Source organism: Pseudomonas sp. MF6755, assembly GCF_016405635.1.
Lineage (GTDB): Bacteria > Pseudomonadota > Gammaproteobacteria > Pseudomonadales > Pseudomonadaceae > Aquipseudomonas > Aquipseudomonas haemolytica.
The window spans coordinates 127,990-152,905 of sequence record NZ_JAEKDA010000008.1; the positions used below are offsets into that span (position 1 = coordinate 127,990).

The window sequence follows — 24,916 nt, forward strand, 5'->3', positions numbered from 1 at the left end:
TAAGTCGAATCGTCGCACTGCCGCTCCCACAGTTTTTACCACGTCGGACAGTTAGTCGGTGGTAATCCGCGAATGCTTACGGGTGTCTTTCATGGTCACGTAGACCATCAGCGACACTGCGATACACGCGGTCACGTACCAGTAGTAGCCGGTCTCCATGCCGATGCTCTTGAACCACAGGGCGATGTATTCAGCGGTACCGCCGAAGATCGACACCGTCAGGGCATACGGCAGGCCCACGCCCAGGGCGCGGATTTCTGTGGGGAACAGTTCGGCTTTCACCACGGCGTTGATCGAGGTGTAGCCGCTGACGATGATCAGCGCCGCCATGATCAGGAAGAACGCGCCCCACCAGGTCTGGATGGTGTGCAGGGTGGTGAGGATCGGTACGGTGAACAGGGTGCCGAGGATACCGAAGGCGATCAGGATCGGCCGCCGGCCAATCTTGTCCGACAGCCCGCCGACCAGCGGCTGTATGCACATGAACAGGAACAGCGTGGCCGCCGAGATGGTGGTGGAGTCGGAGATGCTCATGCCGACGGTGTTCACCAGGTATTTCTGCATGTAGGTGGTGTAGGTGTAGAACGCCAGGGTGCCGCCCATGGTCAGGCCGACCACGGTCATCAGTTCCTTGGGGTGGCGCATCAAGGTGCGCATTGCGCTTTCCTTGGCCTTTTCCTTCTTGGTGAACGACTCGGTTTCTTCCATGCCACGACGCAGGTAGAGCGCGACCACTGCACACAGGGCGCCAATGGCGAACGGGATACGCCAGCCCCAGGCGTACAGCTGCTCGGTGGTCAGCAGTTGTTGCAGCACGATCAGCACCGCCAGCGCGATGAGCTGTCCGGAGATCAGGGTCACGTACTGGAAGCTGGAGTAGAAGCCGCGACGTTCCTTGGTCGCCATCTCGCTGAGGTAAGTGGCGGAGGTGCCGTATTCACCACCGACCGACAGGCCCTGCAGCAAGCGGGCAAACACCAGCAGGATCGGCGCGCCGATACCAATCATTTCATAACCTGGGCTCAGGGCAATCAGCAGCGAGCCGAAGCACATCAGGTACACCGAGGCCATCAAGGCTTTTTTACGTCCGACTTTGTCGGCGTACAGCCCCATCAGCCAGCCGCCGATCGGGCGCATCAGGAAGCCTACGGCGAAGATCGCGGCGGTGTTGAGCAATTGGGCGGTGGTGTCGCCTTTGGGGAAAAAGGTCTTGGCGAAGTACAGTGAGAAGGCGGCGTAGACGTACCAGTCGTACCACTCGACCATGTTGCCGACCGATCCGCTGAAGATCGACTTGATCCGGCTGGAGGTGGTGCGTCCCTGCGTTTTTTCTGCCGTCGATCCAAGAGGCAAGGTGTTGGAGTTATCCATTGAAGGATCCTTCATCTAGTTGTTTTTATGGAGCGGCGCGAACGCAGCCTGATTCGGCTATAGCAGGAGCTGTGCCAGGTAGATGAGGGCCCGGAATAGAAGGGTTGTAAGAGTTTTTTGAGCGGAAAGTTGCTGATGGATTTGAGGTGGTGAGCGGAAATCCGCTTATGGCTGCTGGCCCCTTCGCGAGCAAGCCCGCTCCCACACTTGAATGTATTCACAAATCGAAATGTGGGAGCGGGCTTGCTCGCGAAGACGTCCTTACAATCGCTACATAAGCTAGGTCAGAGAAATGTTTCCCGCACCAACCCATGCCGCTGCATCTTTTCATTAAGCGTGCGGCGCGGCAGTTGCAGCTCGGCCAGCACCGCCTTGATATCGCCTCTATGCCGAGTCAACGCAGCTTTCAGGCAATGCGCCTCAAACGCCTCCTGCTGCGCCGCCAGCGATTGCCCGGCTTCGATCTCTTCCGGTTCCGGCTCGCCAAGCCCCAGCACCTGACGTTCAGCGACGTTGGCCAGTTCGCGTACGTTACCCGGCCAGTCATGGCTGAGCAGGCGCCCCAGCTGCGGCCCACTCAAGGGCTCGACATGGCGGCCCAAACGCTCGGCAGCACTGTGCGCAAAATGTTCATACAGCAACGGGATATCTTCGCGACGCTCACGCAACGGCGGCAAGCGCAGTTGTGCGACGTTCAGGCGATAGGCCAGGTCTTCACGAAAGCGCCCGGCGCGAGCCTCTTCCAACAAGTCCGGTTTGGTGGCGGCAATGATGCGCAGATCCACATGAATGCTTTGGTTGGATCCCAACCGCTCCAGCTTCTGTTCCTGCAACACCCGCAGCAATTTGACTTGCTGGGCCAGGGGCATGCTTTCGATTTCATCCAGGAACAGTGTGCCACCGTGGGCGTATTCCAATTTGCCGATGCGCTTGCCCTGGGCGCCGGTAAACGCACCGCTTTCGTGGCCGAACAACTCGGCTTCAAATAGCTGCTCGGGGATGGCTGCACAATTGAGCGCCACAAACGGCTTCTTCGCCCGCGGGCCAAAATCATGCAGGCAGCGAGCGACCAGCTCCTTACCGCTGCCGGTCTCGCCACGGATCAGCACGTTGACCGGCAAGGTCGCGAGGTCCAGCACCTGGCGGCGCAGGTTCTGCAAACTGCGCGACACCCCCAGCAGGCTGGATTCCAGTTGTGCACGGTGATCGGCCTGTTGGTGAAGGCGGCGGTTTTCCAGGATCAGGCCGCGCTTGTCCAGCGCCCGGCGCAGGCTGTTGAGCAAGGCATCCGGGCTGAAGGGTTTTTCCAGGAAGTCGTAGGCACCGTCGCGCATGGCTTCGACGGCCATCGGTACGTCGCCATGGCCAGTGAGCAGAATCACCGGCAAGTCGGCATCCCGCCGCTGTACCTCGGCCAGCAGCTCAAGGCCGCTGAGCCCGGGCATGCGCACGTCGCTCAAAATTACCCCGGGAAAGTCCTTGGGCAGTTGCGTCAGGCACTCTTCGGCGCGGCTGAACAGCTGCACCTCAAACCCCGACAGGCTCAACCATTGCTCGACGGCTGTGCGAATGCTGGCTTCGTCATCGACCACAATCACTGCGTTCAACATGGCTATGGCGTCTCCAGTGCAATCGGTAAGGTCAGGGTAAATACCGCGCCGTCACCACGGTTACCGGCGCTCAGGCGCCCGCCCAATTCATGCACGATAGCGTAGGACACCGCCAGCCCCAAGCCGAGGCCGTCACCCACCGGCTTGGTGGTGAAGAACGGGTCGAACACGCTGTTCAAGTGTTCTTCGGCGATGCCACCGCCGCTGTCGCTGACGGTCAGTTGCCACAGCTGCTGATCGGCGTGCAGGCGGATTTCCAGGCGCTTGCGTGGTTTGGCGGCCATGGCGTCGAGGGCGTTGCGCAGCAGATTGATCAGCACCTGTTCCAGTCGAATTGCGTCGCCGCGTACCCAGGCTGGCCGTGTCAGGTCCAGCACTACGCCGATGGTTTCATCGCGCAGGCGCGCATCCAGCAGGTGCAGGGATTGGTCGACCACGGTGGCCAGGTCCAGGCGTTCGCGCAGGCCGCTGGGGCTTTTACGTGCAAAGGTCTTGAGGTGGCCGGTGAGCGCGGCCATGCGCGTGAGCATGTCGTCCAGCGGCGTGAGCGCCTTGTAGGCATCGTCCACCCGGCCGTGGTCGAGCAACAGCCGCAGCGTCGCCAATTGCATGCGTTGGGCTGTCAGTGGTTGGTTGATCTCATGGGCGAGGGCGGCGGACATCTGCCCCAGTGCCGCCAGCTTGGCCGACTGCACCAGGCCATCCTGGGCGGTGCGCAGCGCCTGGGTACGCTCTTCCACAAGCTGTTCCAACTCTTCGCGGCTGCGCTGACGCAAGCGGGCCAGGCGCCAGCGTTGGCTGAGAAACAGCACCAGGAACACCACCGCCAGCCAGGAACCGGCAGCCGCCAGGCCGGCGTTGCGTTGGTCTTCAAAGGCGAACTGGGGTTTGCGCAGCAGATGCAGGGTCCAGCCTTCGGCCTTGAGCGGCAGGGATTCCCAGATGTAATTAGCATTGCCGTCCGGGCCGTTGACCCGCACCAGAAGGCTGTTTTCGTCGAAGTGCTGGAGGGTGTTGGTTTCCAGCGGTTGCAGCTGTTTCTTGTCGTATTGACGGGTGGCCTTGAGTTCAGCCAGGTCGCTCTCTGACAACGGCCGCAGGTTGCGATAACGCCAGCCGGGCTGATTGGCAATAAACACAATGCCGCGCGCATCGCTGACCAGCAGCAAGTCATTACCCTGGGCCCATTCGCGTTCCAGTTCGGGGAACTCCAGCTTGACCACCATGGCGCCGAGGAACTGCTCGTGTTCATCGACCACCGCGCTGGAGAGGAAGTAACCCGGAATGCCAGTGGTCACCCCCACCGCATAAAAGCGCCCGGTGCCTTGGCTGAGGGTCTGGCTGAAGTACGGTCGAAACGCGTAGTTGTGCCCCACATAACTGCTGGGCAGGTTCCAGTTGCTGGCGGCCACTGCCAGGCCGGTGCGGTCCATCAGTTCCAGGGTCGAGGACTGGGCGGCGCCGTTGATGCGTTCGAGCTTGCGATTGAGCACGTCCTGGGTGGTGCTATCCAGTGGGCCCTTCAAGGCGCGGATCATTTCCGAGTCCAGGGCCAGCACGGCGGGCAGGGCACGGTAGCGTTCGATCAGGGTGTGCAGCGAGTTGGCGTATAACGCCAGCTGTTGATTGGCACGAGCGGCGTCATCCACCAAGGCTTGGCGTTCGGCATGACGCGTAGCCAAGGCAGCGGCCAGCACCGCACCGGCGATGATCAACAGCGAGTAAAAGGTCAGACGCAGAGGGCGAGGGATCACGATCATACGATGATGAACAAGCGCGGTAAGGGGCGAGCACCATACCATGAGCCGGACTGCATTTTGTGGTGTAGGAGCAAGCGCCTTCACCCCAATAAAAAAGGCGACTGGGCCGTGGGGCCGCAGTCGCCTTTATGCGTGTGGAAAAAGTGCTTACTGCACTTCTACCGCCAGGCTTTCACTGATCTTTTTCTGCCAGATGGCAGGACCGGTGATGTGTACCGACTCACCCTTGCTGTCTACTGCAACGGTGACCGGCATGTCTTTCACGTCGAACTCGTAGATGGCTTCCATGCCCAGTTCGGCGAACGCCACCACACGCGACTTCTTGATGGCTTGCGCCACCAGGTAAGCAGCGCCGCCCACGGCCATCAGGTACACGGCCTTGTGGTCCTTGATCGCTTCGATGGCGGTCGGGCCGCGCTCGGATTTGCCGATCATGCCCAACAGGCCGGTTTGCTCGAGGATCTGGCGGGTGAACTTGTCCATTCGCGTCGCGGTGGTTGGGCCAGCCGGGCCAACCACTTCTTCGCGCACTGGATCAACCGGGCCGACGTAGTAGATAAAGCGGCCCTTGAGGTCGACCGGCAAGGTTTCGCCTTTGTTCAGCATCTCGACCATGCGCTTGTGTGCGGCGTCGCGACCGGTGAGCATCTTGCCGTTGAGCAATACGGTTTCGCCCGGCTTCCAGCTCTGCACTTCTTCCGGTGTCAGGGTGTCGAGGTTGACGCGACGGGCCGACGGGCCGGCTTCCCAGACGATTTCCGGGTAGGCGTCCAACGATGGCGCTTCCAGCGACGCCGGGCCCGAACCGTCGAGCACGAAGTGCGCGTGACGGGTGGCGGCGCAGTTGGGGATCATGCACACCGGCAAGGAGGCGGCGTGGGTCGGATAGTCCATGATCTTCACGTCGAGCACGGTGGTCAGGCCACCCAGGCCCTGGGCGCCGATGCCCAGTTGGTTGACCTTCTCGAACAACTCCAGGCGCATCTCTTCGATACGGTTCTGTGGGCCGCGCTTTTTCAGCTCGTGGATGTCGATGGATTCCATCAACACTTCCTTGGCCATCACCGCGGCCTTCTCGGCGGTACCACCGATGCCGATGCCGAGCATGCCCGGTGGGCACCAGCCGGCGCCCATGGTCGGAACGGTCTTGAGCACCCAGTCGACGATCGAGTCGGACGGGTTGAGCATGGCCATTTTCGACTTGTTCTCGGAACCGCCGCCCTTGGCTGCCACGTCCACTTCCACGGTGTTACCCGGGACGATGGAGTAGTGGATCACCGCAGGGGTGTTGTCCTTGGTGTTCTTGCGCGCGCCTGCCGGGTCGGCGAGGATCGAGGCGCGCAGGACGTTTTCCGGCAGGTTGTAGGCGCGACGCACGCCTTCGTTGATCATGTCGTCCAGGCCCATGGTGGCGCCGTCCCAGCGTACATCCATGCCTACGCGCACGAACACGGTGACGATACCGGTGTCCTGGCAGATCGGGCGGTGGCCGGTGGCGCACATGCGCGAGTTGATCAGGATCTGGGCGATGGAGTCACGGGCCGCCGGCGATTCTTCGCGCAGGTAGGCTTCGTGCATGGCCTGGATGAAGTCAACGGGGTGGTAGTAGGAAATGAATTGCAGGGCGTCGGCAACGCTCTGAATCAGGTCGTCTTGCTTGATCACGGTCATGAGTCGCGCTCCTCTATAAGGGAACATTCAATAAAGGTGGCTTCAGTGTTACGTCGGTCGGCTGAAACCATCTTTCCAAGGCACGCCAAAGTGGTGCAGGCGCGACGCTAAAAAGGCGCGGCAGTATAACCCGGCGCGGTGGCCGATACACCCGACTATGGTCAAACTCTGCCGGGCGTGATTCCCTGTGCGCAAACCTATTGATCGAGACCTCATATGCCTGAACTGCACGTCGGCGAACGCCACTGGTCGGTCGCCACCGGCAGTAACCTGCTGGATGCCTTGAATCAGGCGGGTGTGGCCGTGCCCTACAGTTGTCGCGCTGGCAGTTGCCACGCGTGCCTGGTGCGGTGCCAGGGAGACGTTGACGACCAGCAGCCCGAGGCCCTGAGCCCGACGCAACGCCAGGAGGGTTGGCGCCTGGCATGCCAGTGCCGGGTCAGCGGCGATCTCAAGGTCGAAGCGTTCGACCCACAGCGCGACGGTCTGGCGGCCCAAGTGGTCGGCGCCGATTGGCTGAACTCAACGGTGCTGCGCCTGCGCCTGCAACCGGAGCGCGGCCTGCGATATCGGGCCGGGCAGCATCTGGTGGTGTGGGCGGGGCAGGTGGCGCGCCCCTATTCCCTGGCCAGCTTGCCCCAGGAGGACGCGTACCTGGAGTTTCATATCGACTGCCGTCAACCCGGTGAATTCAGCGATGCCGCTCGACACTTCAAGGTCGGTGAGCCTCTACGCCTGGGCGAGTTGCGTGGCGGGGCGCTGCAATATGACCCTGACTGGCAGTCGCGGCCGTTGTGGCTGCTGGCCTCCGGCACCGGCCTGGGCCCGTTGTGGGGCGTATTGCGCGAGGCGTTGCGCCAGGATCATCAGGGGGCTATCCGGGTTATTCACCTGGCCCATGATGCCGATGCTCATTACCTGGCCGGACCCCTGGCGGCGCTTGCCGCGCTGCATGGGAACCTGACGGTGGAGCTATGGACGGCGGCGGAGTTGAACCAGGCATTAGCGCAACTGCGGCTGGTTTCGCGGCAAACGCTGGCCTTGCTCTGCGGGCACCCTGCCAGCGTCGAGGCCTTCTCCAAGCGCCTGTTCCTGGCGGGATTGCCGCGTAATCAACTGCTGGCCGATGTGTTCCTGCCCCGTGGTTGAGCGCTGACTGTCGAGCACAGGCTTTGCGGGTGTACGCGATTAACTGTGGGAGGGGGCTTGCCCCCGATGAGGCCTGACGGTTCAACACCTAAACCGGCATTTTAAATGCAAAAAGCCCCGCCATTTTCATGACAGGGCTTTTGTTTTTTCAGCGTGTCACTCAGACCTGCGGGTCGCCCACATGCAGGATCTTCATGCCATTGGTGCCACCGGTGGTGTGGTAGCTGTCGCCCTTGGTCAGGATGACCCAGTCGCCTTTCTCTACAACGCCGCGTTTGACCAGTTCGTCGATAGCCTTCTGGCTGACTTCGTTCGGTGCCAGCGAAGCCGGATCGAACGGAATGGTGTACACGCCGCGGAACAACGCCGCGCGGGCCTGGGCTTCGCGGTGAGGGGTAAACGCGTAGATAGGCACCGAAGAACGAATGCGCGACATGATCAACGGCGTGTAGCCACTTTCGGTCAAGGCGATGATCGCTTTGACACCTGGGAAGTGGTTGGCGGTGTACATGGCGGCCAGGGCGATGCTCTGGTCGCAGCTTTCGAAGACCTTGCCGATACGGTGGCTGGAGGTCTTGCTGGTCGGGTGCTTTTCGGCGCCGACGCAGATGCGCGCCATGGCCTGCACGGCTTCCAGCGGGTACGGGCCAGCCGCACTTTCAGCCGAGAGCATCACGGCGTCGGTGTAGTCGAGCACGGCGTTGGCCACGTCGGACACTTCGGCACGGGTCGGCATAGGGTTCTGGATCATCGACTCCATCATCTGGGTCGCGACGATCACTGCCTTATTGTGGCGGCGTGCGTGCAGGATGATCTTCTTCTGGATGCCGATCAGCTCGGCGTCACCGATTTCCACGCCCAGGTCGCCACGGGCAACCATCACGGCGTCGGACGCCTTGATCAGGCCGTCGAGGGTTTCATCGTCGGCCACGGCTTCGGCGCGTTCGATCTTCGCTACCAGCCAGGCAGTACCGCCGGCTTCGTCGCGCAGTTTACGGGCGTATTCCATGTCGGCGGCGTCGCGCGGGAAGGAGACGGCGAGGTAGTCGACTTCCATTTCGGCGGCGAGCTTGATATCGGCCTTGTCTTTTTCAGTCAGGGCCGGCGCCGTCAGGCCACCACCGCGACGGTTGATGCCTTTGTGATCGGACAGCGGGCCGCCGATGATCACGGTGCAGTTCAGTTCGGTCGGTGTCGCGGTATCGACACGCATGACCACGCGACCGTCGTCCAGCAGCAGTTCGTCACCGACGCCGCAATCCTTGACCAGGTCCGGGTAGTCGATACCCACGACGTCCTGGGTGCCTTCGGTCAGCGGGTGGCTGGTGGAGAAGGTGAATTTGTCACCGATCTTCAGCTCGATCCGCTTGTTGGTGAATTTGGCGATACGGATTTTCGGGCCTTGCAGGTCACCCAACAGTGCGACGAAGCGGCCATGCTTGGCGGCGAGGTCACGCACCAGCTTGGCGCGAGCCTTGTGCTCGTCCGGGGTGCCGTGGGAGAAGTTCAGACGGGCAACGTCCAAACCAGCCAGAATCAGCTGTTCGAGGACTTCCGGCGAGTTGCTGGCCGGGCCAAGGGTGGCGACGATTTTGGTGCGACGGACGGACATGCACAGACTCCTGAGTTCAAGCGCTGGGGAAGGCTACTATGCTCTTTCGTTGTAGTCATTGTTCGTTTGCACTACTTATCGACGATTGGCTTGTTTTTGCTGCGGTTGAATCGGTAAACACCCTTGAAGATTTTCGACCACGGGTCGATACACTGCACAAGACAGGAGAACCCCCATGCGAATTTTGCTTGTTGCTGCCCTGGCCGTCAGTGTTGTCGGCTGCACCCGCTGGTCGATGGACCACCATTTGAACAACGCTTACCGTGCCTATGGGGTGGGTGATTGCGAGCGTGTCACCCTGGAGTTATCCCAGGTCGATCGTGAAAGCCGTACCCGTCGTTATGTGCAGCCGGAGGTTTCGATGTTGCGCGGCCAATGCCTGGAGCGCCAGAAACTGTTCGTCGATGCAGCACAAACCTATCAGTTCATCATCAGCCAATACCCATCCAGCGAATATGCCTACCGTGCTCGCGCCAGGCTCGATACCTTGCAGCAATTGGGGCATTTCCCAGCCGCAGGCGCAGCAAAACCCCGGCCTGCGTCTTTGTAATGATATTTGTCATTGCATAGCTGGCCCGTCGCCAGTCTTGGGCTATTCTTTGAATGTTCGTTTGTACAAGTTTCTATTCGAACGGATGCAAGGCCCTGACTCGGCAGCTGTCTGGTGACAAGCGGTACCTGTCGTCACACCGAGACTCTGGGAGAGCGGGCATTCGCTCGTTCCGAATCACTGGCACGGCCAGGCTCTTGGCTATTGGATGGCGACTTCACCATGTTTACCCAGCGACGGATCGAAAGGCATCAACTGCCTTATTTTTTGCAGGTGTTTAATCGTGTCACCGACAAGCCGATTGGGTTTCTGGGCAATGTCTCAGAAACTGGGCTGATGCTGATCAGCCAGTTACCCATGATGATCGATGTGGATTTCGAGCTGTGCTTGAAAATTCCAGTGGCGAAAGGCGAATTCCAGGCGATTGACCTGACGGCGACCTGCTTGTGGAGCCGTGAAGATGTCAACCCACAGCATTACGATTCCGGGTTTGCCGTGCATCAGGCACCCGAAGAGTACGGGCAACTGATTAACGCGCTGGTGCAGTACTTCAGCTTTGATCCTTTACAGGCCTCTGTCTGAGTGCATGCATTCAGAGCGCACCGGCTTTTTTCCATCCCAGGTAGCGCGTCACCAGTGTGGCGCCCAGGTCCGACGGCAACGTATCGAGCACTGAGAGCCCATGGGCGGTCAAACGATCATGGAGCTGATTACGGGTGTTGAGATAATCGATGGCGCCACTATAGGCCAGTGCCTCGGGCAAGGTCTGCACGGGAGCTTGGCGTAACCGGTCAAGGACTTCCTCCCGCAGGCTTGCCACGAGTACCCGGTGTTGCCGACCGATACGTTTGACGGCAGTCATCAGCGCTTCATCATCTTCATCCCGCAAGTTGGTGACGATGATCACCAGTGCCCGGCGTTTTTGTCGTGCCAGCAACTGGTCGGCGGCAGCCTGGTAGTCGGCAGTTTTTCGAGTGGTATTCAGGTCGTAGACCGCATTGAGCAAGAAGTTCAACTGGCCAGTGCCCTTGACCGGCTTCAGGTAGCGCGGTGTGTCGCTGGCGAACGTGCACAGCCCTACGGCATCGCCCTGGCGCAACGCGACATAGCTCAACAGCAGGCAGGCATTGAGGGCATGGTCGAAATGGGACAGCTCATCATCCTGGCTGCGCATGCGCTGGCCGCAATCGAGCATGAACACGATCTGCTGGTCGCGTTCATCCTGGTATTCCCGGGCAATGGGTGTGCGTTGCCGGGCGGTGGCCTTCCAGTCGATCTGGCGCAGGCTGTCACCTTCACGAAACTCGCGCAGTTGATGAAACTCCAGGCCCAATCCCCGGCGCTGATGTTGGCGCACACCCAGTTGGCTCAGCCAGTTATCCACACCCAGCAACTGCGCGCCGTATAAGCGGGCGAAATCCGGGTAAACGCGGGTGGCATCATGGGTTTCAACCCATCGTCGCGCCGACCACAGGCCCAATGGGCTGGGCAACAGCAGTTCGCAGCGACTGAAGCTGAAATGCCCGCGCCGCAAGGGACGAACGCGATAGCCCAACTCACCGCGCTCGCCGGGGCGTAGCTGGATGGCTTGGGGCAGGTTACCCACACTCAGGCCATCGGGCACGTGATCGACCACCAGCAGGGTCAGTGGCTGTGGGTAGTTGTGCTCCAGCGACAGGCGGACTTCTTCCCAACGCCCCAGCGCCAGGCTGCCAGGCAGTTTCCTGTGTACCCGCACCGAGGGCCTGCGGCGCAAGCGTGCGGCATCCAGCATCGCCAATAGCAGCAGGGCCAGAAGCAGGCCCCAGGCCACTGAATGCAAGGTTTCAGACACTTTGACCTGCAACGCCACCGAGGCGCCCAACAGGGTATTCAGGCCCAGCAGTAGACCCAGCCAGATCAGGAGCAAACGGGTCGGCTTCATGGCGGGGTCATTGCCTTGGGGCCGCAATCTGGTCGAGTAACTGCTTGAGCACCTGGTCGACTTCCAAGCCGTCGATGTCCAGTTCCGGCGCGATGCGTACCCGGTGACGCAGCACTGCCAGGGCGCAGCCCTTGATGTCATCTGGCGTCACGAACTCTGCGCCACGCAACAGCGCGCGGGCACGGGCGCCACGTACCAGGGCGATGGAGGCACGTGGACCGGCACCGATGGTCAGCCCTGGCCAACTGCGGGTGGCTCGCGCCAGGCGCACGGCATAGTCGAGGATCTGTTCATCCAGGGGCAGCTCACTGGCAATTTTCTGCATCAGTACCACGTCCTCGGCTTGCAGCACGGTGCGTAACGGCTGTACATCCAGCATGTCAGCCCTGGACGAGCGCGTCACTTCGCGCACCATGTCCAGTTCCTGCTGGGCGTCGGGGTAGTCCATGCGGACCTTGAGCATGAACCGGTCCAACTCGGCCTCGGGCAACGGGTAGGTACCTTCCTGCTCGATGGGGTTCTGGGTTGCGAGCACCATGAATGGCTGGCCGATGGGCAGTGCCTCGCCTTCAAGGGTGACCTGTCGCTCCTGCATGGCTTCGAGCAGGGCCGCCTGGGTCTTGGCGGGGGCGCGGTTGATTTCGTCAGCCAGCAACAGGTGAGTAAACAGCGGCCCCTTGCACAGTTTGAACTGCTCGGTATGCAGGTCGTACACGGCGTGGCCGGTCACATCGCTGGGCATCAGGTCCGGGGTGAACTGGATACGTGCGAAATCACCGCCAAAGCACCGCGCCAAGGCACGTACCAGCAAGGTTTTGCCAAGGCCAGGTACGCCTTCGAGCAGCACATGGCCGCCTGCGATCAAGGCGGTAAGCACGTCGTCAATCACCTGGTCCTGGCCAATCACTGCCTTGCGCAATTCCACACGCAGGGCCTGGGCCTGCTGGCTGGCATGTCGAAGGTTCTCGGTGGTCAGGGTGGTGGCCATTGGAGAGTCGCTCATGGGTTCTGGAGCCTTGGTAACTGTTACATGCGTTTTATCGTCCATAAATCAGATACTTACCCAATTTAACTTCTTTCGTGTTTTTATGCGCGAGACAGCTGAGTAGCCGCCCTCACGAAGAGGCCAATCTCGTCGCGCCGTGACCTTCAGTGAGGGGCGTTCTTGCGGATGACGAGGTCAAGTATCGCAAACAGACGGTGGAACAAATAGTCAACGTGCTGGACATCAATCACAGGCTCCTGTCCAACCTCGTGATGACGCAATAAATAACTGTTGGCTATCGCAGTAAGCTCGCGAGCCTCTTTTTCGAGTAGGGCGCGAAACCCGGTTTCGGTTGCACAGTTGTCTAGGATGATAGTAATCGACTTCGCCTTATCCGTATGGGCGAGAGACTTCACCCGCTCCCAAGAATCGAAGAGTCGTTCTAGCGCCTCGCGGCGGATCAAAGGGCTGGGATCAGAGAATTTGATACGGCTCTCTTCCAGCATGACGTCCAGGGTTGAATCACCGGTCCGTAGGTAGGGGCGTGACAAGGCCTCGCCAATCACTGCGGGCAATACACGCCGAACTTTGCCGTCGGACTTGAGCTCGTAGGCAAGGCCATTACGTGCGAGAACCCGGTTCACATCTTCGCGAAATGCATTACGCCCAACGTCTTCATCAAAGGTGAGATGGTGATGCCGATGATAGCTGTGGTAGGAGCCGGTGATGGGTTGAGCTACTGTGCGCCATACAAACTCTACGAGATCTAGGGCAATCAATGTGTCTGGATGCCATGGTTCACTCTTGTGGAAGAGCATGTCATCTTCGACCTTATGCTCAGTCGGCAGCGGCCAAGTTAAACCGTCGAGTTCAGCTTCGATGGCTCTTCTCAGGGATAGATCATTGTTACTGTATATGTCGGTTCCATCAGGGCACCGCTCTGGGAAGCTGCGTCCAAATGCCCCCTGTTGGGCAAGCACGTTCACAATTGTGACGAGGCCAACCCATGCGACCTGCCCTATTTTTTGTTCCGTTCTGGGGCGGGGTCCTCGTTCACGATCACTGAAGTAGTCAGCCATTAGGTCATCCTTGTTTGCCGAGTTTTTATAGATCGGGACATCATAGTTCGTATTGAAGGGCCAGTTTGATTGGCTTTATGCTCAAAAATGAGGTGTACGTCGAGGAGATAAATCCGCAGCATTACGGCCGCATTGTTGCCCATTTGGGCGCTTTTAGAGCTATTCCTGGAACTCCGCTGAAAGCCATTTGATCTTCCCGTTCGCGGATTTACCTACCTCCAATAAAAAGGTCTGGCCATCAAGCCCAGGTTGTGAGAAATCAATACCCTCGTCTGTCGGTGAGTAGTGCCGTGAAGTCGATCTGTAAGGACGGAATGCGGATAGTTGATACCGGCGACCATCAACAAGCGATGTGAAGTAGCATCCAAGACAGCCTGCGGCTGTTTTATTCGACCAAATTTTAAAGTCGAGTCGAGCAACCCACGCCCCTGTAGGAACGTCCTCCCAGGAATAGGATTGAGGCTCGAAGCCAGCCTCCACTGCGCCGTTGTAACTCCACGCGCGTCGCCTATCTTCGGCTTGTGTTTCAACTGTCCCTTCCATGTTCATCACCCTAAATGATTCGCCGGCGGTTTATCGCAAGCCGTTCTGTTATCCAGTATGGTTGAGCCCAAAGGGTGCCAGCACTCCTTCAGCTCAATCCGATGCGCAATGAGTCGCGCACTACCTCACGTTACAATTGTCGTCGCATTGGTGATTGCGACGTCGACGGCGTTGTACAGATCGACTTCCGTTTGTTGTGTCTTGATCGATACGACGAGGCTGTATCTCACGTCATCGTTAAAGCGCCGCTGTTTGACTAAGGTTTTCCACCAGCCCGGCGCTGGATAAATACCGATCATTCCCAATCCCGCCAGATCAGAGGCAGGCCCTTGCCAGATGTCTGAGTGGAGTGACCCCTTGTGGCGACCCCGGGTGCCTATCAGCCAACGCGAATCGGAAGGACTACTGAGGTAGGGGGCTTCATCATCTTCTTCTCGGGCGCGTTTGTTGATGCGTTGACGGAACACTGTCGCATCCTCGCCAGATCGGCTGACCTCGAATCGTAACCCATGGGATTCATATCGATAGCGCCCTTTGATTCCACGTTCCGCCACGCCAGGATTAGGCTCAACAAAGTAAGAAAGGGTTACTCGCATCTCGACATCCTCGTTTCCGAGATTCAGCAACTCCTGATGGGGCCAAGGAAGTAGGTGAAGATGCATGTCACGAGCTGTTGCGGGTTTGGATCCCTGTCTGGTGAACGGGCGAAGAGAGTCTTCCACCACCAAGGTCAAAGAGTTGGATGCGCTCCACAGGGCTCTACCTATATCAGGGACACCAAAACCGCAGGTGCGAACCAGTGCTTCATAGTCCGATTTGGCATCGCCCGCCAGAAAGTCGGCCTTCATCCGCTCCGTCCACTCGGCGGAATGCACCACTAATGCACGTACCGTCTCCGGCCAAATCTGCGGATAGGCAGAAGAGATCTGAGCAGCCATACGAGAAGCTAATGCAGATGCGGCACTGGTGGCCCATGTGGTTGAGAACAGGCGACTTTGAGGTTGATGTGATGTTGTCAGCAGCGAAAGAGAGGTATGGCTGAAAATTCCGTGAGCGTCCCGAACTAGATTTCCTCCCTCGAAGACGACATCCGGTTTCAACGGCCAAGGAGTTCTGGTCCAAGTGCAAGACGTAGTGCTGTAAGGGCTGAGGCTGCCATTGGCAGCAAGAGCAGATTCCCCCGGAACCAACGGATCTAGCGTGACCTTCTGGGTATACGCACCCACGCATATCGCGTTCCATGATTGGCCGGGATCATGAATGCCGTCAGATTGATTACTGAAGGGGTATCGGAGGTATTGTTCTGTGTCGGCGTTGCCTGCCGAAACAATCATCAACCTTGGCTGTGTGCGGCCACCCAGAGCATCGGAAGTTAGAAGATCTACTGCTGCCGACCACGCTGAAGGGCGACCTTTGTCACGATCATCAAGGCTCGTGATTGCCATGTTGAATACGCGTCGTATGTTGGGTTGGATGATTTCTGGCCGGGCTACTGCGTTCATGGTCAACGAACCGTAAGATTCGCGCTGGTAGCCCTGGGCACCAGGTAAGAGCTTCACGGACTCGATACGGTGAGAAATAGAGACCGGGCCCTGTGCCGACAGTGGATCAATCAGATCGCCATAAAGGGCAATCCCAGCAAGGCCGGTGCCATGGCCTACATCATCTTGAACTCCCCATTCGGCATCAACAGTGTGCAGATCTGCCATTCCAATATGATTGCTCAGTAGAGGGTGTCCGGGATTTACGCCGGTATCAATCAGGCAGATTCGAACACTTTTGTCATCGCCGCCTGATGTACGCCCGAGCAGCTCCTCCGCCCACTCGCGTTGTTCAATTGGGCTTAGTGCATCGAAGAACTCTGCCGTTTCCTTGGCCCGGCGAATTTCTGCAACCTCATTCAGCAGCGCCATGGATGAGCTGATGTCTGCTTGTGTGCCATACACGTTTATGACCGTTCGCTCTGGGAAGATTAGCGCTTCATGTGAAATCTGGAATTCAAGCACTTCCGCAATCGTACGGAATCGCTGAAGAACTGCGGCTTGGTTATCACGAGCGGGTAACCAGAACTCCCACCAAATCGGCTCATCAGGAGAGCTTGGCAGAGCCCCAGGACTATCAGTCCAAAGTGCGCTGAAAGTTGCAGCTCGAATTTCAAGAATCGGGTTTAGAAGAGGGGTATTACGCGGAACGCCTTTACTGGTGTTGACGTCCAGATACTGGGTTACCAGTCCTTCAAACGCGCTTAATTTTCCATCTGGAACGAACACGGTTGCGAAATGCGTTTGAGTTGCCCCGTCGTAACGCAAATTCAACAACTCAATTCGCTGCTGACCTCGGGCCAACCCCTCAAATGCCAGTTCAAAACCAGGCTCACTTACAAACTCAAGTTGCAAGCCAAAGCCTCCTTCCTGACCTTCAGAGCGCTGAAGATGAACAGCCTCCGCCATTCGTACTCTGAATTGCTCCAGTTGGCTCAGCAACTTCGCCCCATGATCTCTTCGCTCGCGTGGCGGGAAGACTGGTTCGCGGGTTGGGGACGCCGTTGATTGATATCGCTCTGGTCGCCCTGTGCGTTGTAAATGAAAGTGTCGTCGCTGCCCTGCGTTTGATTCCGTCATCGAAAAGCTCTACCGGCTTATAATCGTTGTCTTCCGTGGAAAGCCTTACGTTCTTCGAGATGCTTTGCCACGTCCTTAGCGTCTACCTCAGCACGATCATGAATGATCGCGTCTTTAATTGCGTCATCTGCTGCCCGAACCAGTTCCGCGTAGCTCAGGCCGCTCGCTACAGTGGTGAGCTTGTCCCAGCTTTTTATCGACTTCGAAAAATTAACAAGCCGGGTTCTCAGCACGGCTTTAATCTGTTCCTGATTAGGTAGCCCGTACTCGATAACATCATCAAAGCGCCGGAACAAGGCATAGTCGAGAATTTCCGGATGGTTCGTTGCTGCGATGATTAAGCTGTTTGACTGATCTTGCTCAATCATCTGCAAGAAGCTGTTGAGTACACGACGAATCTCACCAACGTCATTGGCAAGGCCACGCTGAGATCCAATGGCGTCAAACTCGTCGAAGAAGTAAATCCCACGAGTGTCTCGGATAGCATCGAACACCTGCCGAAGTTTGGCTGCTGTCTCACCCATGAACTTGGTTATCAGGCTATCAAGGCGCACGACGTACAACGGGATGCCGAGTTCTCCAGCGAGTGCCGAGGCCGTCATTGTTTTACCCGTTCCTGGTGGGCCGACCAGCAGCAACTTACGGCGGGGTGAAAGACCGTGCGCACGTATTTTTTCGAAGTTGCGCTGTTCACTGATGATGCGTGCAAGCCGTCCATGGGTGGCGTCGTCCAAAATCATTTCTGAGAAACGAGTCTGCGGAAGAGCGACAGATAGCAGATTGCTCAGTTCCCCTCTGGGTTGGCCAATGGGAACCGGTTGTCCGGACGGAATCGGCTTTCGCTTGGACTGGGCAGAGTCGATAAGCGTGCGTAAGTCTTCAGCAAGCTTTCCATGTCCTTGCTTCGCTTCGTGTGCAGCCATCTGCATAGCGACGGCAAGGAAATGACTGTCATCTCCTTTGATGTGTGAGCGCAATAGCGCTTTTAAATGCTCGCCGCTAGCCATGATTCTTTACCTTTTTCATCCAGCTAGTTTAATCGCTAAGAACTGTCGATACCTTAAGTACGCCGATAAATTTGTGTCCGTTGGTCAGTAGCGCCGCCGCCATCGCGTCATCTGCCGTACATGGTTGCCTTGCTGGCAGCAATAGTCATCCAGGTATGAAGGAGGAGTGTTGCCGTTATTCTTCAACGTTTTAACAGACCCAAGAGCTGAAAATCGCTAAGACGTTTGAGCAATATCCTCTTCCAGTTCGCGTACCGCCTTACTGATCTTGATCGCAAACCGCCGCTCAACCTCGGCATCGCTTAAAAGCCTGGCGTCAGCGCCAAGCCAAATCTCAAGCACCTGGCGCTTCTGAGCTACGTGCAGGTCATCGAAGTTAGGGATGTAACGATGGTTTGCGCTTAAGCCCCGCTTCAGCTCATAGAAGGTCTTGATAAGAGATTTCGGGCGAACCTCGCCTCGTGGACAGAAGCGGTGAGTCAGCTTGCTGATGGTGTGATTTATCGCTCGGAGCTGAGAGGTGCTGGTTATCTGCGAAAAGTACGCAGCCCACCCAAGGCGTTTGCCCTCAAAAATACAGCCGGTGATCCGAAGATTGAGCTTCCATTGGCAATAGGCGAGTGCACGCTCTTTATCTGCGCGACTGCGAGCGCTTTGAAGCTTATGACGATAGGCAGTGAAAATCTTTGCTATTGAGCCTTCAAATCTGAGAATGCTCTCCCGGCGAACCAAGATTTCGCCACCTTCGATTTGATATCCCAGAAAACTAAAAGGCTCGGTCAAGTCATCGACCTTGGATTTAGAGTCCGGGCCAAAGTCGTGCGGATTCAGCTTGAGTGCCTTAAGGGCTACAATAAGCTCGTTCGCGGTGGACTGAGCCTCACCTTCCGGCGTTAAAATCAGGATGTCATCTACATATCGCTTATACCAAATTCCTGGTCGCGACTGGAAAGTGGTATCGATGCCCTGCATAGCAATTTCAGCTAAGACGTTTGAGATAGCCAATCCCTGTGGTACCCCGACACTTGGTCGATCCACATCTCTGCCACCTCGGGATTCCGGGACAGTGGGTGTGGTGAGGGCGTCGGTTATGAGGCGCCTGAATTCTGTCTTTCGGATCTTTGCTTTGGTGGCTTTAGTAATCAGTTCGTGTGGAATGCTGGGGTAGAAGGTCTTTAGGTCGATCTTTGCGTATTCAGCGAAAGCGCCTGAGTCGAGAGCACCTTTGAGGTCGTCGATGACGATTTGCGGTAGGGTTAGCTTGGCTGTCGGGAATACGTCGGCGAGGCAGTTACAGAGGGCTCTTAAAACAATTCTGTCCCTAGCTGTGGGGATGGAAATCTGCCTAGGAAGCGACGAGGCCCCCTTGAGAATCAATTTTTCCTTGTATGCCGTGAATCGATAGGCGCATTGGCCAATCTTTTGGATGATGTGATCCAGCTCGGCGGATAGATTCTTGTCGAGATTCGCGGGTCTCACGCGATCCAGCCCTATTGCTCCAGATAGCTTGATCTTGTCGGTGTAGATTTCCTGCAAGCTTTTGCGAGAGAAACGTCTCTTAAAGCTAAGGGCAGCATTCATGGCTTGGCCCAATACGAGTAAAGCCCTACTGCTATCGGCAGAATATAAAGAACTGCTGTGATCAGAAAGCGCAAAGTGAGCCATAACAGAGCATCGAAGCTCTCGAACGCCGTAGGTGATCTACTTGTGAGTCCCGTTGCAAAAACGCGGGCAATTCGATCATCGATCTCACGATGGTTCTCACTGGCCGCAAGCAACTCGTCATACCGCTCGATTTGTTCATCGGTGGGCCTGGGAGAATTGGGATCTTGGGATTCGTCAGGGAGCCGGCGATGGAGCTTTTGCAGCTCTAGGTAGTTCGTGCGCATTTGTGTGGCGCGCGCTCGGAAGTCGCGGTTAGTAACAGTGAGTGAAACGCCAAGTAGAGCGACCGACAGAATGGTCGCCATGATGTCGGTATTGGCGCCTAGTACCTCACTGTTCCTAATAGTCAGCACGCCGAGTGCGGCACTCAGTATTGCGTACCACACCAGCAAAAGCTGTGAGTGAAAGTCGAGCCACTCCAGGCGCTTGTGAGCCTGAATGCGTGCTTTATAGGTGAACCAGACGCCGTCCTTTTTCACTCACATCTCTCCATAGAAAAGGCGAAGGGGCAGGAGGGTTTGAGTACCGTTGAACATCCCCTAGGGGATCAGTGGGCAAGGCCCAACAGCCGAAGCTGTTAATTATCAGAACCGCCCTCGCTTGCACGAGAGGAAAAACCCACCCCTTCGGGACTGATTCTACAATGCCAGCAAGATGGGCGTAACCTAATTTCCAGCAGAGGTGGGTGACGAACCGACCACGCGCAACTTACGAAGTAGCTCTCAGATCAACTGGCAGCAGTGAGTAGCGTTCAAAAAGGTGCTGGATAGAAGTTAATGATTATGTCTTCGGTATCGAGCTGAAAGTGCTCGTGAGCCCCAAACCGGTATACCGCGTACCCGAGCAATCTTAGTGACTTGCCGGCGGCCATCGTCTGCGGATAGATCTGTGGACTAGGTTTGCCCTCATACCAATCATCTAGATTACGACGCGCACACCGCTAGGTAGGCCGAGTGGCGCACGCTTCCGGCAATCTCTGAGAACGCAGTTCTGTCCTATTTGCGAAAGGCGTTTCAGGAAGGCATTCCTGAGGGTTTGCAGGCACGCCACCTGTCGGCTGAAGTCGGCGCTGGAGAGCCGTTTCAGTGGAGGTGGGCCGAGCGCCTGGCTGATGATATGAGGGGGTTGTCGCGTCAGGTGTTCCAGCACCTGCCATTGTCCTGCCGTGTCGAGGTGTTCAAAGCCTGGATGGCGGCGCCGGGCTGCACGCAGGATGTCGTGCTGCAAGGCTTGCAACAAGGTGCCCTGGCCGCTGCGGCGCAGCAGGAAATCGGCGCTGGCCTTCAAGTGTTCCTGCAGCTGTCGGCGCGCCTTGGGAGCCGGTGCCTGTATCGGCCCTTGGCGCATGCCGGCCTGCCACAGTGCCAGGGCAACCAGCGCCGCGAGTGCGACGATGGCTTGGGGGAAATAACGCATCAACAGGGTAAACAGATCGTCCACGTCGCTGTTGAACAGCAAGGTTACGTCGGTGCCCTGGTTCAGGTACCACAGCAACCAGGCGTTATCGTGTTTACCGATGCCCGGGGTTTTCCACAGGTCGCTATCGGTGATCACCGTGACGCGGCCTTGCCCCAGGTCCAGTTGCATCAGGTGGCTGGACTGGGCGCTGTTGGCTGAAAACTGCGCCAGGTGCTTGGGGTCGGTGAGGTTGAAATCGGTGTCGAAACTGAAATACGCCGGTGCGGTTTCGTTGTCGACGTAGAGTTTGGTCAGGTCTGGCGCTGGCTTTTTACGAGGTGGCGCCGGTTCGTCGAAGCTTTCGCTCAAGGTTTGGTGGATATCAAGGCGATCAAGCAGCAGGTCACCGCTTTTGCCCGCTTCTTCGTCCCACAATGCCTCGGCGACCAGCAGCAGGTGCCCTCCGGCTTTGGCCCACTCCAGCAGTTGCTCGACCTGGCGTGGGGACATGTTGCTGCGTTCCCCCAGCAGCAACAGGCTACGGCCCTTGGAAGGCAGGTCGACGAGGCGTTCAAGACCGTTGGCATGCTGCACTGCCAGGCCTTGCTGGCGCAGGAAATGCTCGGCAGCCAGATAGGGGTTGGCCCGAGCATCCGGCGATGGCCCGCGATCCACCACTTCGTCATAGGGAACTGCCTTGTGCCAGGCATACAAGCCGCCCACGCCCAGCAGGCAAGCCAGTAACAGCGCCCCCCACAATAACGGTCGCTTCATTGGCTCGCTCCGTTACTGAACAGAGCACGCCAATCGCTGCACAACTTTTGTTGGGCGCAGGCAGGTGGCAGGCGGTGACCATAGGCTAGGTTTTGCCAGTGGCGTGTCAGCTCGTCGCTGAACGCCAGCAACTGTGCTTGCTGTAAATGTTGAACGAGCTCCAGTACCTGGCCTTCGGTATCGGCTTTTTTCAGCGGTAGGTTGAACTCATGCAACAAACGGCTGAGCAGGCCGCGGTACAGCAGGCCGAGAGCTTCCCGTGGCTGGGTGGGCCATAGTTGTTCGGCGGTGCTGGCGATGTCTTCGGGCAATGTCTCGATGCCGAGCTCCAACCCGAACAACTGCGCGGGAGTGGGTGTTTTGGCTGGAGGGCGAGGGCGCCGGCTGACAAACGTGCGTAACCATTCACGGTAGCGCCACACCACGAGCGCAAGCCCGCCAATCAGCAGGCCCCATAGCAGTATTTCCAGGGTTTTAGCGACGTTTTTGAAATTGTTGCTATTGAGGTTATCGAGTAATACCTGGAGCCAGCCGGGTAATTTACCGTCGCCCTGGGCCTCGTTTTTACCCGGCGCCTTCTCTTCGCCAAACCGATAACGAGTGACGGTTTCCGGGTTCTTGAAGGGCGGCTTTTCCAGGAGTGCCTTGATGGATTGGCTGGCGGCCTGGGTGCTGAGTGGCTTATGGCTCGTCGTTTCATCTGCCATGACGGATGGGCTGAGCGGTAGCAGTACCAGCCCGACGACCAGTAACAACAGCGGCGCAACACCGCTCAGGCGCTGGCGCAAGCGACGGAAGATCAGCTCCAGGTCCCAGGCCTCCAGGACCGTGCGACGGTTGAGGTAAAGGCTGAAACCACAGGCTACGTAGATGGGTTCCCAAAACACCAGCACCAATGCGTAGAAAGCATTGCTCAGGTGCTCCAGCCATAGCACATCCGAGCCCGTTGCCAATACTACCCGTTGCCAATCCCAGTCCAGTTCAACTTGTTGCGGGATGAATAGATAGAACAGGGCCATGCAGCCGAACCACAGGCCGATTTCCAGGTGTACGCCGATAGTCGTCAGCCAGCGTGCGGCACCAGCGTTACGTTGCTGCAATATCCCCAGCCGCTGTTGACGTGCATGACCATCGAGGCCTTCAAGTTGGCTTACCGGCAAGGTAAAGCTGCGGCTCATGCTCAGTCGCCGCCAGGTCAGGCTGGCGAACAGTTGGCCCTTGAGCAGGCGCGGCCAGTGGCGAACGGCGTGCCTGAGGCTGGGTGTTTCGCCAAACAGGGCCTTGGACAGAATGTACAGCGGCAAGCGGTCGAAGGCCGGCTTGAGCCACCAGAACAAAAACATGGCTAACGACGGGTAATCCCACAGCAGCAGGGTAAGTAAGATAAACACCGGCAGGCTCACGATCGCCCAACTGCCCATCAGCAAGAGGCGATGTTCCCTGGCCATCAGCACCCCCAGGTCCATGGCTTCCCAGGCGGTACGCGGGCGAATCACCACGCTGGAATCAGTCAGGCGCATGGGGAGTCCGTCCTGCAAGGATCAGGTAGGCGGCTACCAGCAGCCAAAGTGCGGCGCCTACCAGGTACTTGATCCAGGGTTCGATACTGGTAGTGGAGGACCAGTAGGCTTCGATGAACGCAGCGATCAGCAGGAACACCATGACGCCGCAGAGCATTCGCACACTTTTATGGGCCGCCAGGCGCAGGGCGTCGCTGCGTGTCAGACGCCCGGGAGCGATCAGCGACCAGCCCAGTTGCAACCCCGCGGCCCCGGCCAATGTGATGGCGCTCAGCTCGAACGCGCCATGACCTACCACAAATGACCAAAAGGTCTGGCCATAGCCGATGCCGGTAAGGTGCCCGGAGACCGCGCCAATGACCAAGCCATTGAAAATCAGGAAGAACACGCTGCCCAGGCCGAACAGCAGGCCGGCGGCAAACGTCTGGAAGGCGATGCCGATGTTGTGCATCACGTAGTAGCCAAACATCATCCAGTCTTCACTGGCGGCACGTTCGGCGGCGCGCCCCAGGCGGCTGGCCTCGGGGTCGTACATGCTTTGCATCTCGGCCACCTGCTGCGGGCTGACGATGCTGTAGATCAGGTCGGGAAACAGGTAGACCAGCAGCGCTATACCTAACAGGCTGCCAAAGAACAGCAGGCCGGCGATCAGCACGAAGCGCCACTGTTCGCGTACCAGGCGCGGGAAGTCGGCGAGGAGGAAGGCCAGTACCTCTGCCGCCAGCTGGCTGCGATGGCGATACAGCTGCGAATGCCCGCGCAGCGCCAGTTGTTGAAGCGGGTCTATCAGGTAACTGCTATAGCCGCGTTCCTGGGCCAGGGCCAGGTGTTGGCACAGGCGTCGATACTGATGAGGGAAGTCAGCGACGTCGGCGGCCTTGGCTTTACCTTGCTCCAGTTGCTTGAGTTGTTCGGCGAAGGTTTGCCATTGTTGCTGGTGGCGGCTTTCAAAAAGACTCTGTTTCATGTCGGCCCCAACAAGCCACGGGCCACACCGTTGAGTTGCTCCACGGCGCGTGCCGGGGACACTTGCAGGGGCGCGGCGAGGATCGCGGCCAGTTCATGCACCCGTTCGTTAGAGAGCTCGGCCTGGCGTTCGGCGAAACCAAGGATGGCCCGCTGCTCGCTCAGTTCCAGTGCAAAGGGCAGGCGCAGGGCGGCCGCTTGAGGTATTCGCGGGCGTACCAGTGGCAGTTCGCGGTAGATCACCAGCGTACCGGCGGCCAAGTCGCCGAGCCGCTTGAAATGCGGGTGTTGCAGGCAACTGATTGCCCCGAGGAAGTAACCAAAAGGCAGCATGTCGACAAAACGCAGCAGGTTGCGGATCAGGGACGCCGACCAGCCAATGGGCGTGCCGTCATCTTGTACCACTCGCAGGCCCATCACCTGCTTACCCGGAGAGCAACCCTGGTTGAGAACTTCGAATAGCACCATGTACCACCAGCTCACCAGGAACAGCAGCAGCGAACCCAGCCCGACTCCAATGTTGCCAAGCAGCGCCAAGGGCACCAGCAGGATGCCCATGATGATCCCACGCACGCCCAGGTCGAATGCAAAGGCCAAAGCGCGGGGCGGCAGGCCGGCAGGGCGTAAGGGCAGGTCGATACCTTCCGGGGTCTCGATCTGGTAGTGGGTATCCAAAGGGGTTGATGCCATTGCGATCCTTTGCACTGCGAG

18 protein-coding genes and 1 pseudogene are annotated in these 24,916 nt (G+C 58.2%); 3 read left to right on the forward strand and 16 right to left on the reverse strand.

Annotated features, from left to right (window positions below):
* Positions 1-51 precede the first annotated feature (51 nt).
* The 4 genes from JFT66_RS12375 to JFT66_RS12390 form a co-directional block, all read right to left on the reverse strand.
* Positions 52-1,371, reverse strand: coding sequence for an MFS transporter (locus tag JFT66_RS12375; protein ID WP_034115803.1), 1,320 nt, complete (start codon positions 1,369-1,371; stop codon positions 52-54).
* Between the two features lie 284 nt (positions 1,372-1,655).
* Entirely contained in the window at positions 1,656-2,981 is a 1,326-nt protein-coding gene (locus JFT66_RS12380) for a sigma-54-dependent transcriptional regulator (protein WP_198859343.1), read from the reverse strand.
* 2 nt (positions 2,982-2,983) lie between these two features.
* Positions 2,984-4,741 (reverse strand): ATP-binding protein, encoded by a 1,758-nt coding sequence (locus JFT66_RS12385; protein WP_034115801.1) that lies wholly within the window; start codon positions 4,739-4,741, stop codon positions 2,984-2,986.
* A 147-nt stretch (positions 4,742-4,888) separates the two neighbouring features.
* The gene (locus JFT66_RS12390) at positions 4,889-6,412 is read right to left on the reverse strand and encodes a fumarate hydratase (protein WP_005790979.1); all 1,524 of its coding nucleotides are present in this window, start codon (positions 6,410-6,412) and stop codon (positions 4,889-4,891) included.
* Between the two features lie 216 nt (positions 6,413-6,628).
* Between JFT66_RS12390 and JFT66_RS12395 the strand changes: the two genes are divergently transcribed.
* Complete coding sequence (locus JFT66_RS12395; protein ID WP_034115800.1) at positions 6,629-7,561, forward strand: iron-sulfur-binding ferredoxin reductase; 933 nt, start codon at positions 6,629-6,631, stop codon at positions 7,559-7,561.
* 160 nt (positions 7,562-7,721) lie between these two features.
* Here JFT66_RS12395 and pyk read toward each other — a convergent pair whose 3' ends face one another.
* Positions 7,722-9,173, reverse strand: coding sequence for a pyruvate kinase (pyk, locus tag JFT66_RS12400; protein ID WP_034115799.1), 1,452 nt, complete (start codon positions 9,171-9,173; stop codon positions 7,722-7,724).
* A gap of 175 nt (positions 9,174-9,348) precedes the next feature.
* On the opposite strand from pyk, the gene JFT66_RS12405 reads away from it, so the two are divergent.
* Entirely contained in the window at positions 9,349-9,723 is a 375-nt protein-coding gene (locus JFT66_RS12405; protein ID WP_034115798.1) for a tetratricopeptide repeat protein, read from the forward strand.
* Positions 9,724-9,945: 222 nt separating this feature from the next.
* Positions 9,946-10,305 (forward strand): PilZ domain-containing protein, encoded by a 360-nt coding sequence (locus tag JFT66_RS12410; protein WP_034115997.1) that lies wholly within the window; start codon positions 9,946-9,948, stop codon positions 10,303-10,305.
* Positions 10,306-10,315: 10 nt separating this feature from the next.
* On the opposite strand, the gene JFT66_RS12415 is transcribed toward JFT66_RS12410, so the two are convergent.
* From JFT66_RS12415 to JFT66_RS12465, 11 genes and pseudogenes are all read right to left on the reverse strand, one after another.
* Positions 10,316-11,647, reverse strand: coding sequence for a DUF58 domain-containing protein (locus JFT66_RS12415; protein ID WP_198859344.1), 1,332 nt, complete (start codon positions 11,645-11,647; stop codon positions 10,316-10,318).
* 7 nt (positions 11,648-11,654) lie between these two features.
* Positions 11,655-12,650, reverse strand: a complete 996-nt coding sequence (locus tag JFT66_RS12420) for an AAA family ATPase (RefSeq protein ID WP_198859345.1) — start codon at positions 12,648-12,650, stop codon at positions 11,655-11,657.
* A 146-nt stretch (positions 12,651-12,796) separates the two neighbouring features.
* The gene (locus JFT66_RS12425; protein WP_198859346.1) at positions 12,797-13,711 is read right to left on the reverse strand and encodes an AbiJ-NTD4 domain-containing protein; all 915 of its coding nucleotides are present in this window, start codon (positions 13,709-13,711) and stop codon (positions 12,797-12,799) included.
* A gap of 668 nt (positions 13,712-14,379) precedes the next feature.
* Positions 14,380-16,737: a S8 family peptidase gene (locus JFT66_RS12430; protein WP_269836381.1), complete on the reverse strand. Its 2,358-nt coding sequence runs from the start codon at positions 16,735-16,737 to the stop codon at positions 14,380-14,382.
* A gap of 155 nt (positions 16,738-16,892) precedes the next feature.
* Positions 16,893-17,882 carry an AAA family ATPase gene (locus JFT66_RS12435; RefSeq protein ID WP_045791667.1) on the reverse strand — a complete coding sequence of 330 codons (990 nt, stop codon included), beginning with the start codon at positions 17,880-17,882 and terminating at the stop codon, positions 16,893-16,895.
* A gap of 216 nt (positions 17,883-18,098) precedes the next feature.
* On the reverse strand, positions 18,099-19,463 hold the full coding sequence (locus JFT66_RS12440) for a reverse transcriptase domain-containing protein (protein WP_198859347.1): 1,365 nt from the start codon (positions 19,461-19,463) through the stop codon (positions 18,099-18,101).
* Positions 19,460-20,026 carry an SLATT domain-containing protein gene (locus JFT66_RS12445; RefSeq protein WP_198859348.1) on the reverse strand — a complete coding sequence of 189 codons (567 nt, stop codon included), beginning with the start codon at positions 20,024-20,026 and terminating at the stop codon, positions 19,460-19,462. Before JFT66_RS12445 ends, JFT66_RS12440 begins: the two co-directional genes overlap by 4 nt.
* A gap of 541 nt (positions 20,027-20,567) precedes the next feature.
* A pseudogene (locus JFT66_RS12450) lies at positions 20,568-21,719 on the reverse strand (DUF4350 domain-containing protein); the annotation flags it as partial.
* The gene (locus JFT66_RS12455; RefSeq protein WP_034115794.1) at positions 21,716-23,239 is read right to left on the reverse strand and encodes a DUF4129 domain-containing protein; all 1,524 of its coding nucleotides are present in this window, start codon (positions 23,237-23,239) and stop codon (positions 21,716-21,718) included. The pseudogene JFT66_RS12450 and the gene JFT66_RS12455, both read right to left, overlap by 4 nt.
* The gene (locus tag JFT66_RS12460; RefSeq protein ID WP_034115793.1) at positions 23,226-24,206 is read right to left on the reverse strand and encodes a stage II sporulation protein M; all 981 of its coding nucleotides are present in this window, start codon (positions 24,204-24,206) and stop codon (positions 23,226-23,228) included. The genes JFT66_RS12455 and JFT66_RS12460 overlap by 14 nt, the downstream gene beginning before the upstream one ends.
* Positions 24,203-24,895, reverse strand: coding sequence for an RDD family protein (locus JFT66_RS12465; RefSeq protein WP_034115792.1), 693 nt, complete (start codon positions 24,893-24,895; stop codon positions 24,203-24,205). Before JFT66_RS12465 ends, JFT66_RS12460 begins: the two co-directional genes overlap by 4 nt.
* Positions 24,896-24,916 lie beyond the last annotated feature (21 nt).

What these genes read in the sequence shown, in the direction of transcription:
- JFT66_RS12375 (WP_034115803.1), bottom strand. Translation starts at nt 1,371, where the DNA reads ATGGATAACTCCAACACCTTGCCTCTTGGATCGACGGCAGAAAAAACG.
- JFT66_RS12380 (WP_198859343.1), bottom strand. Translation starts at nt 2,981, where the DNA reads ATGTTGAACGCAGTGATTGTGGTCGATGACGAAGCCAGCATTCGCACA.
- JFT66_RS12385 (WP_034115801.1), bottom strand. Translation starts at nt 4,741, where the DNA reads ATGATCGTGATCCCTCGCCCTCTGCGTCTGACCTTTTACTCGCTGTTG.
- JFT66_RS12390 (WP_005790979.1), bottom strand. Translation starts at nt 6,412, where the DNA reads ATGACCGTGATCAAGCAAGACGACCTGATTCAGAGCGTTGCCGACGCC.
- JFT66_RS12395 (WP_034115800.1), top strand. Translation starts at nt 6,629, where the DNA reads ATGCCTGAACTGCACGTCGGCGAACGCCACTGGTCGGTCGCCACCGGC.
- pyk (WP_034115799.1), bottom strand. Translation starts at nt 9,173, where the DNA reads ATGTCCGTCCGTCGCACCAAAATCGTCGCCACCCTTGGCCCGGCCAGC.
- JFT66_RS12405 (WP_034115798.1), top strand. Translation starts at nt 9,349, where the DNA reads ATGCGAATTTTGCTTGTTGCTGCCCTGGCCGTCAGTGTTGTCGGCTGC.
- JFT66_RS12410 (WP_034115997.1), top strand. Translation starts at nt 9,946, where the DNA reads ATGTTTACCCAGCGACGGATCGAAAGGCATCAACTGCCTTATTTTTTG.
- JFT66_RS12415 (WP_198859344.1), bottom strand. Translation starts at nt 11,647, where the DNA reads ATGAAGCCGACCCGTTTGCTCCTGATCTGGCTGGGTCTACTGCTGGGC.
- JFT66_RS12420 (WP_198859345.1), bottom strand. Translation starts at nt 12,650, where the DNA reads ATGAGCGACTCTCCAATGGCCACCACCCTGACCACCGAGAACCTTCGA.
- JFT66_RS12425 (WP_198859346.1), bottom strand. Translation starts at nt 13,711, where the DNA reads ATGGCTGACTACTTCAGTGATCGTGAACGAGGACCCCGCCCCAGAACG.
- JFT66_RS12435 (WP_045791667.1), bottom strand. Translation starts at nt 17,882, where the DNA reads ATGGCTAGCGGCGAGCATTTAAAAGCGCTATTGCGCTCACACATCAAA.
- JFT66_RS12440 (WP_198859347.1), bottom strand. Translation starts at nt 19,463, where the DNA reads ATGAATGCTGCCCTTAGCTTTAAGAGACGTTTCTCTCGCAAAAGCTTG.
- JFT66_RS12455 (WP_034115794.1), bottom strand. Translation starts at nt 23,239, where the DNA reads ATGCGCCTGACTGATTCCAGCGTGGTGATTCGCCCGCGTACCGCCTGG.
- JFT66_RS12460 (WP_034115793.1), bottom strand. Translation starts at nt 24,206, where the DNA reads ATGAAACAGAGTCTTTTTGAAAGCCGCCACCAGCAACAATGGCAAACC.
- JFT66_RS12465 (WP_034115792.1), bottom strand. Translation starts at nt 24,895, where the DNA reads ATGGCATCAACCCCTTTGGATACCCACTACCAGATCGAGACCCCGGAA.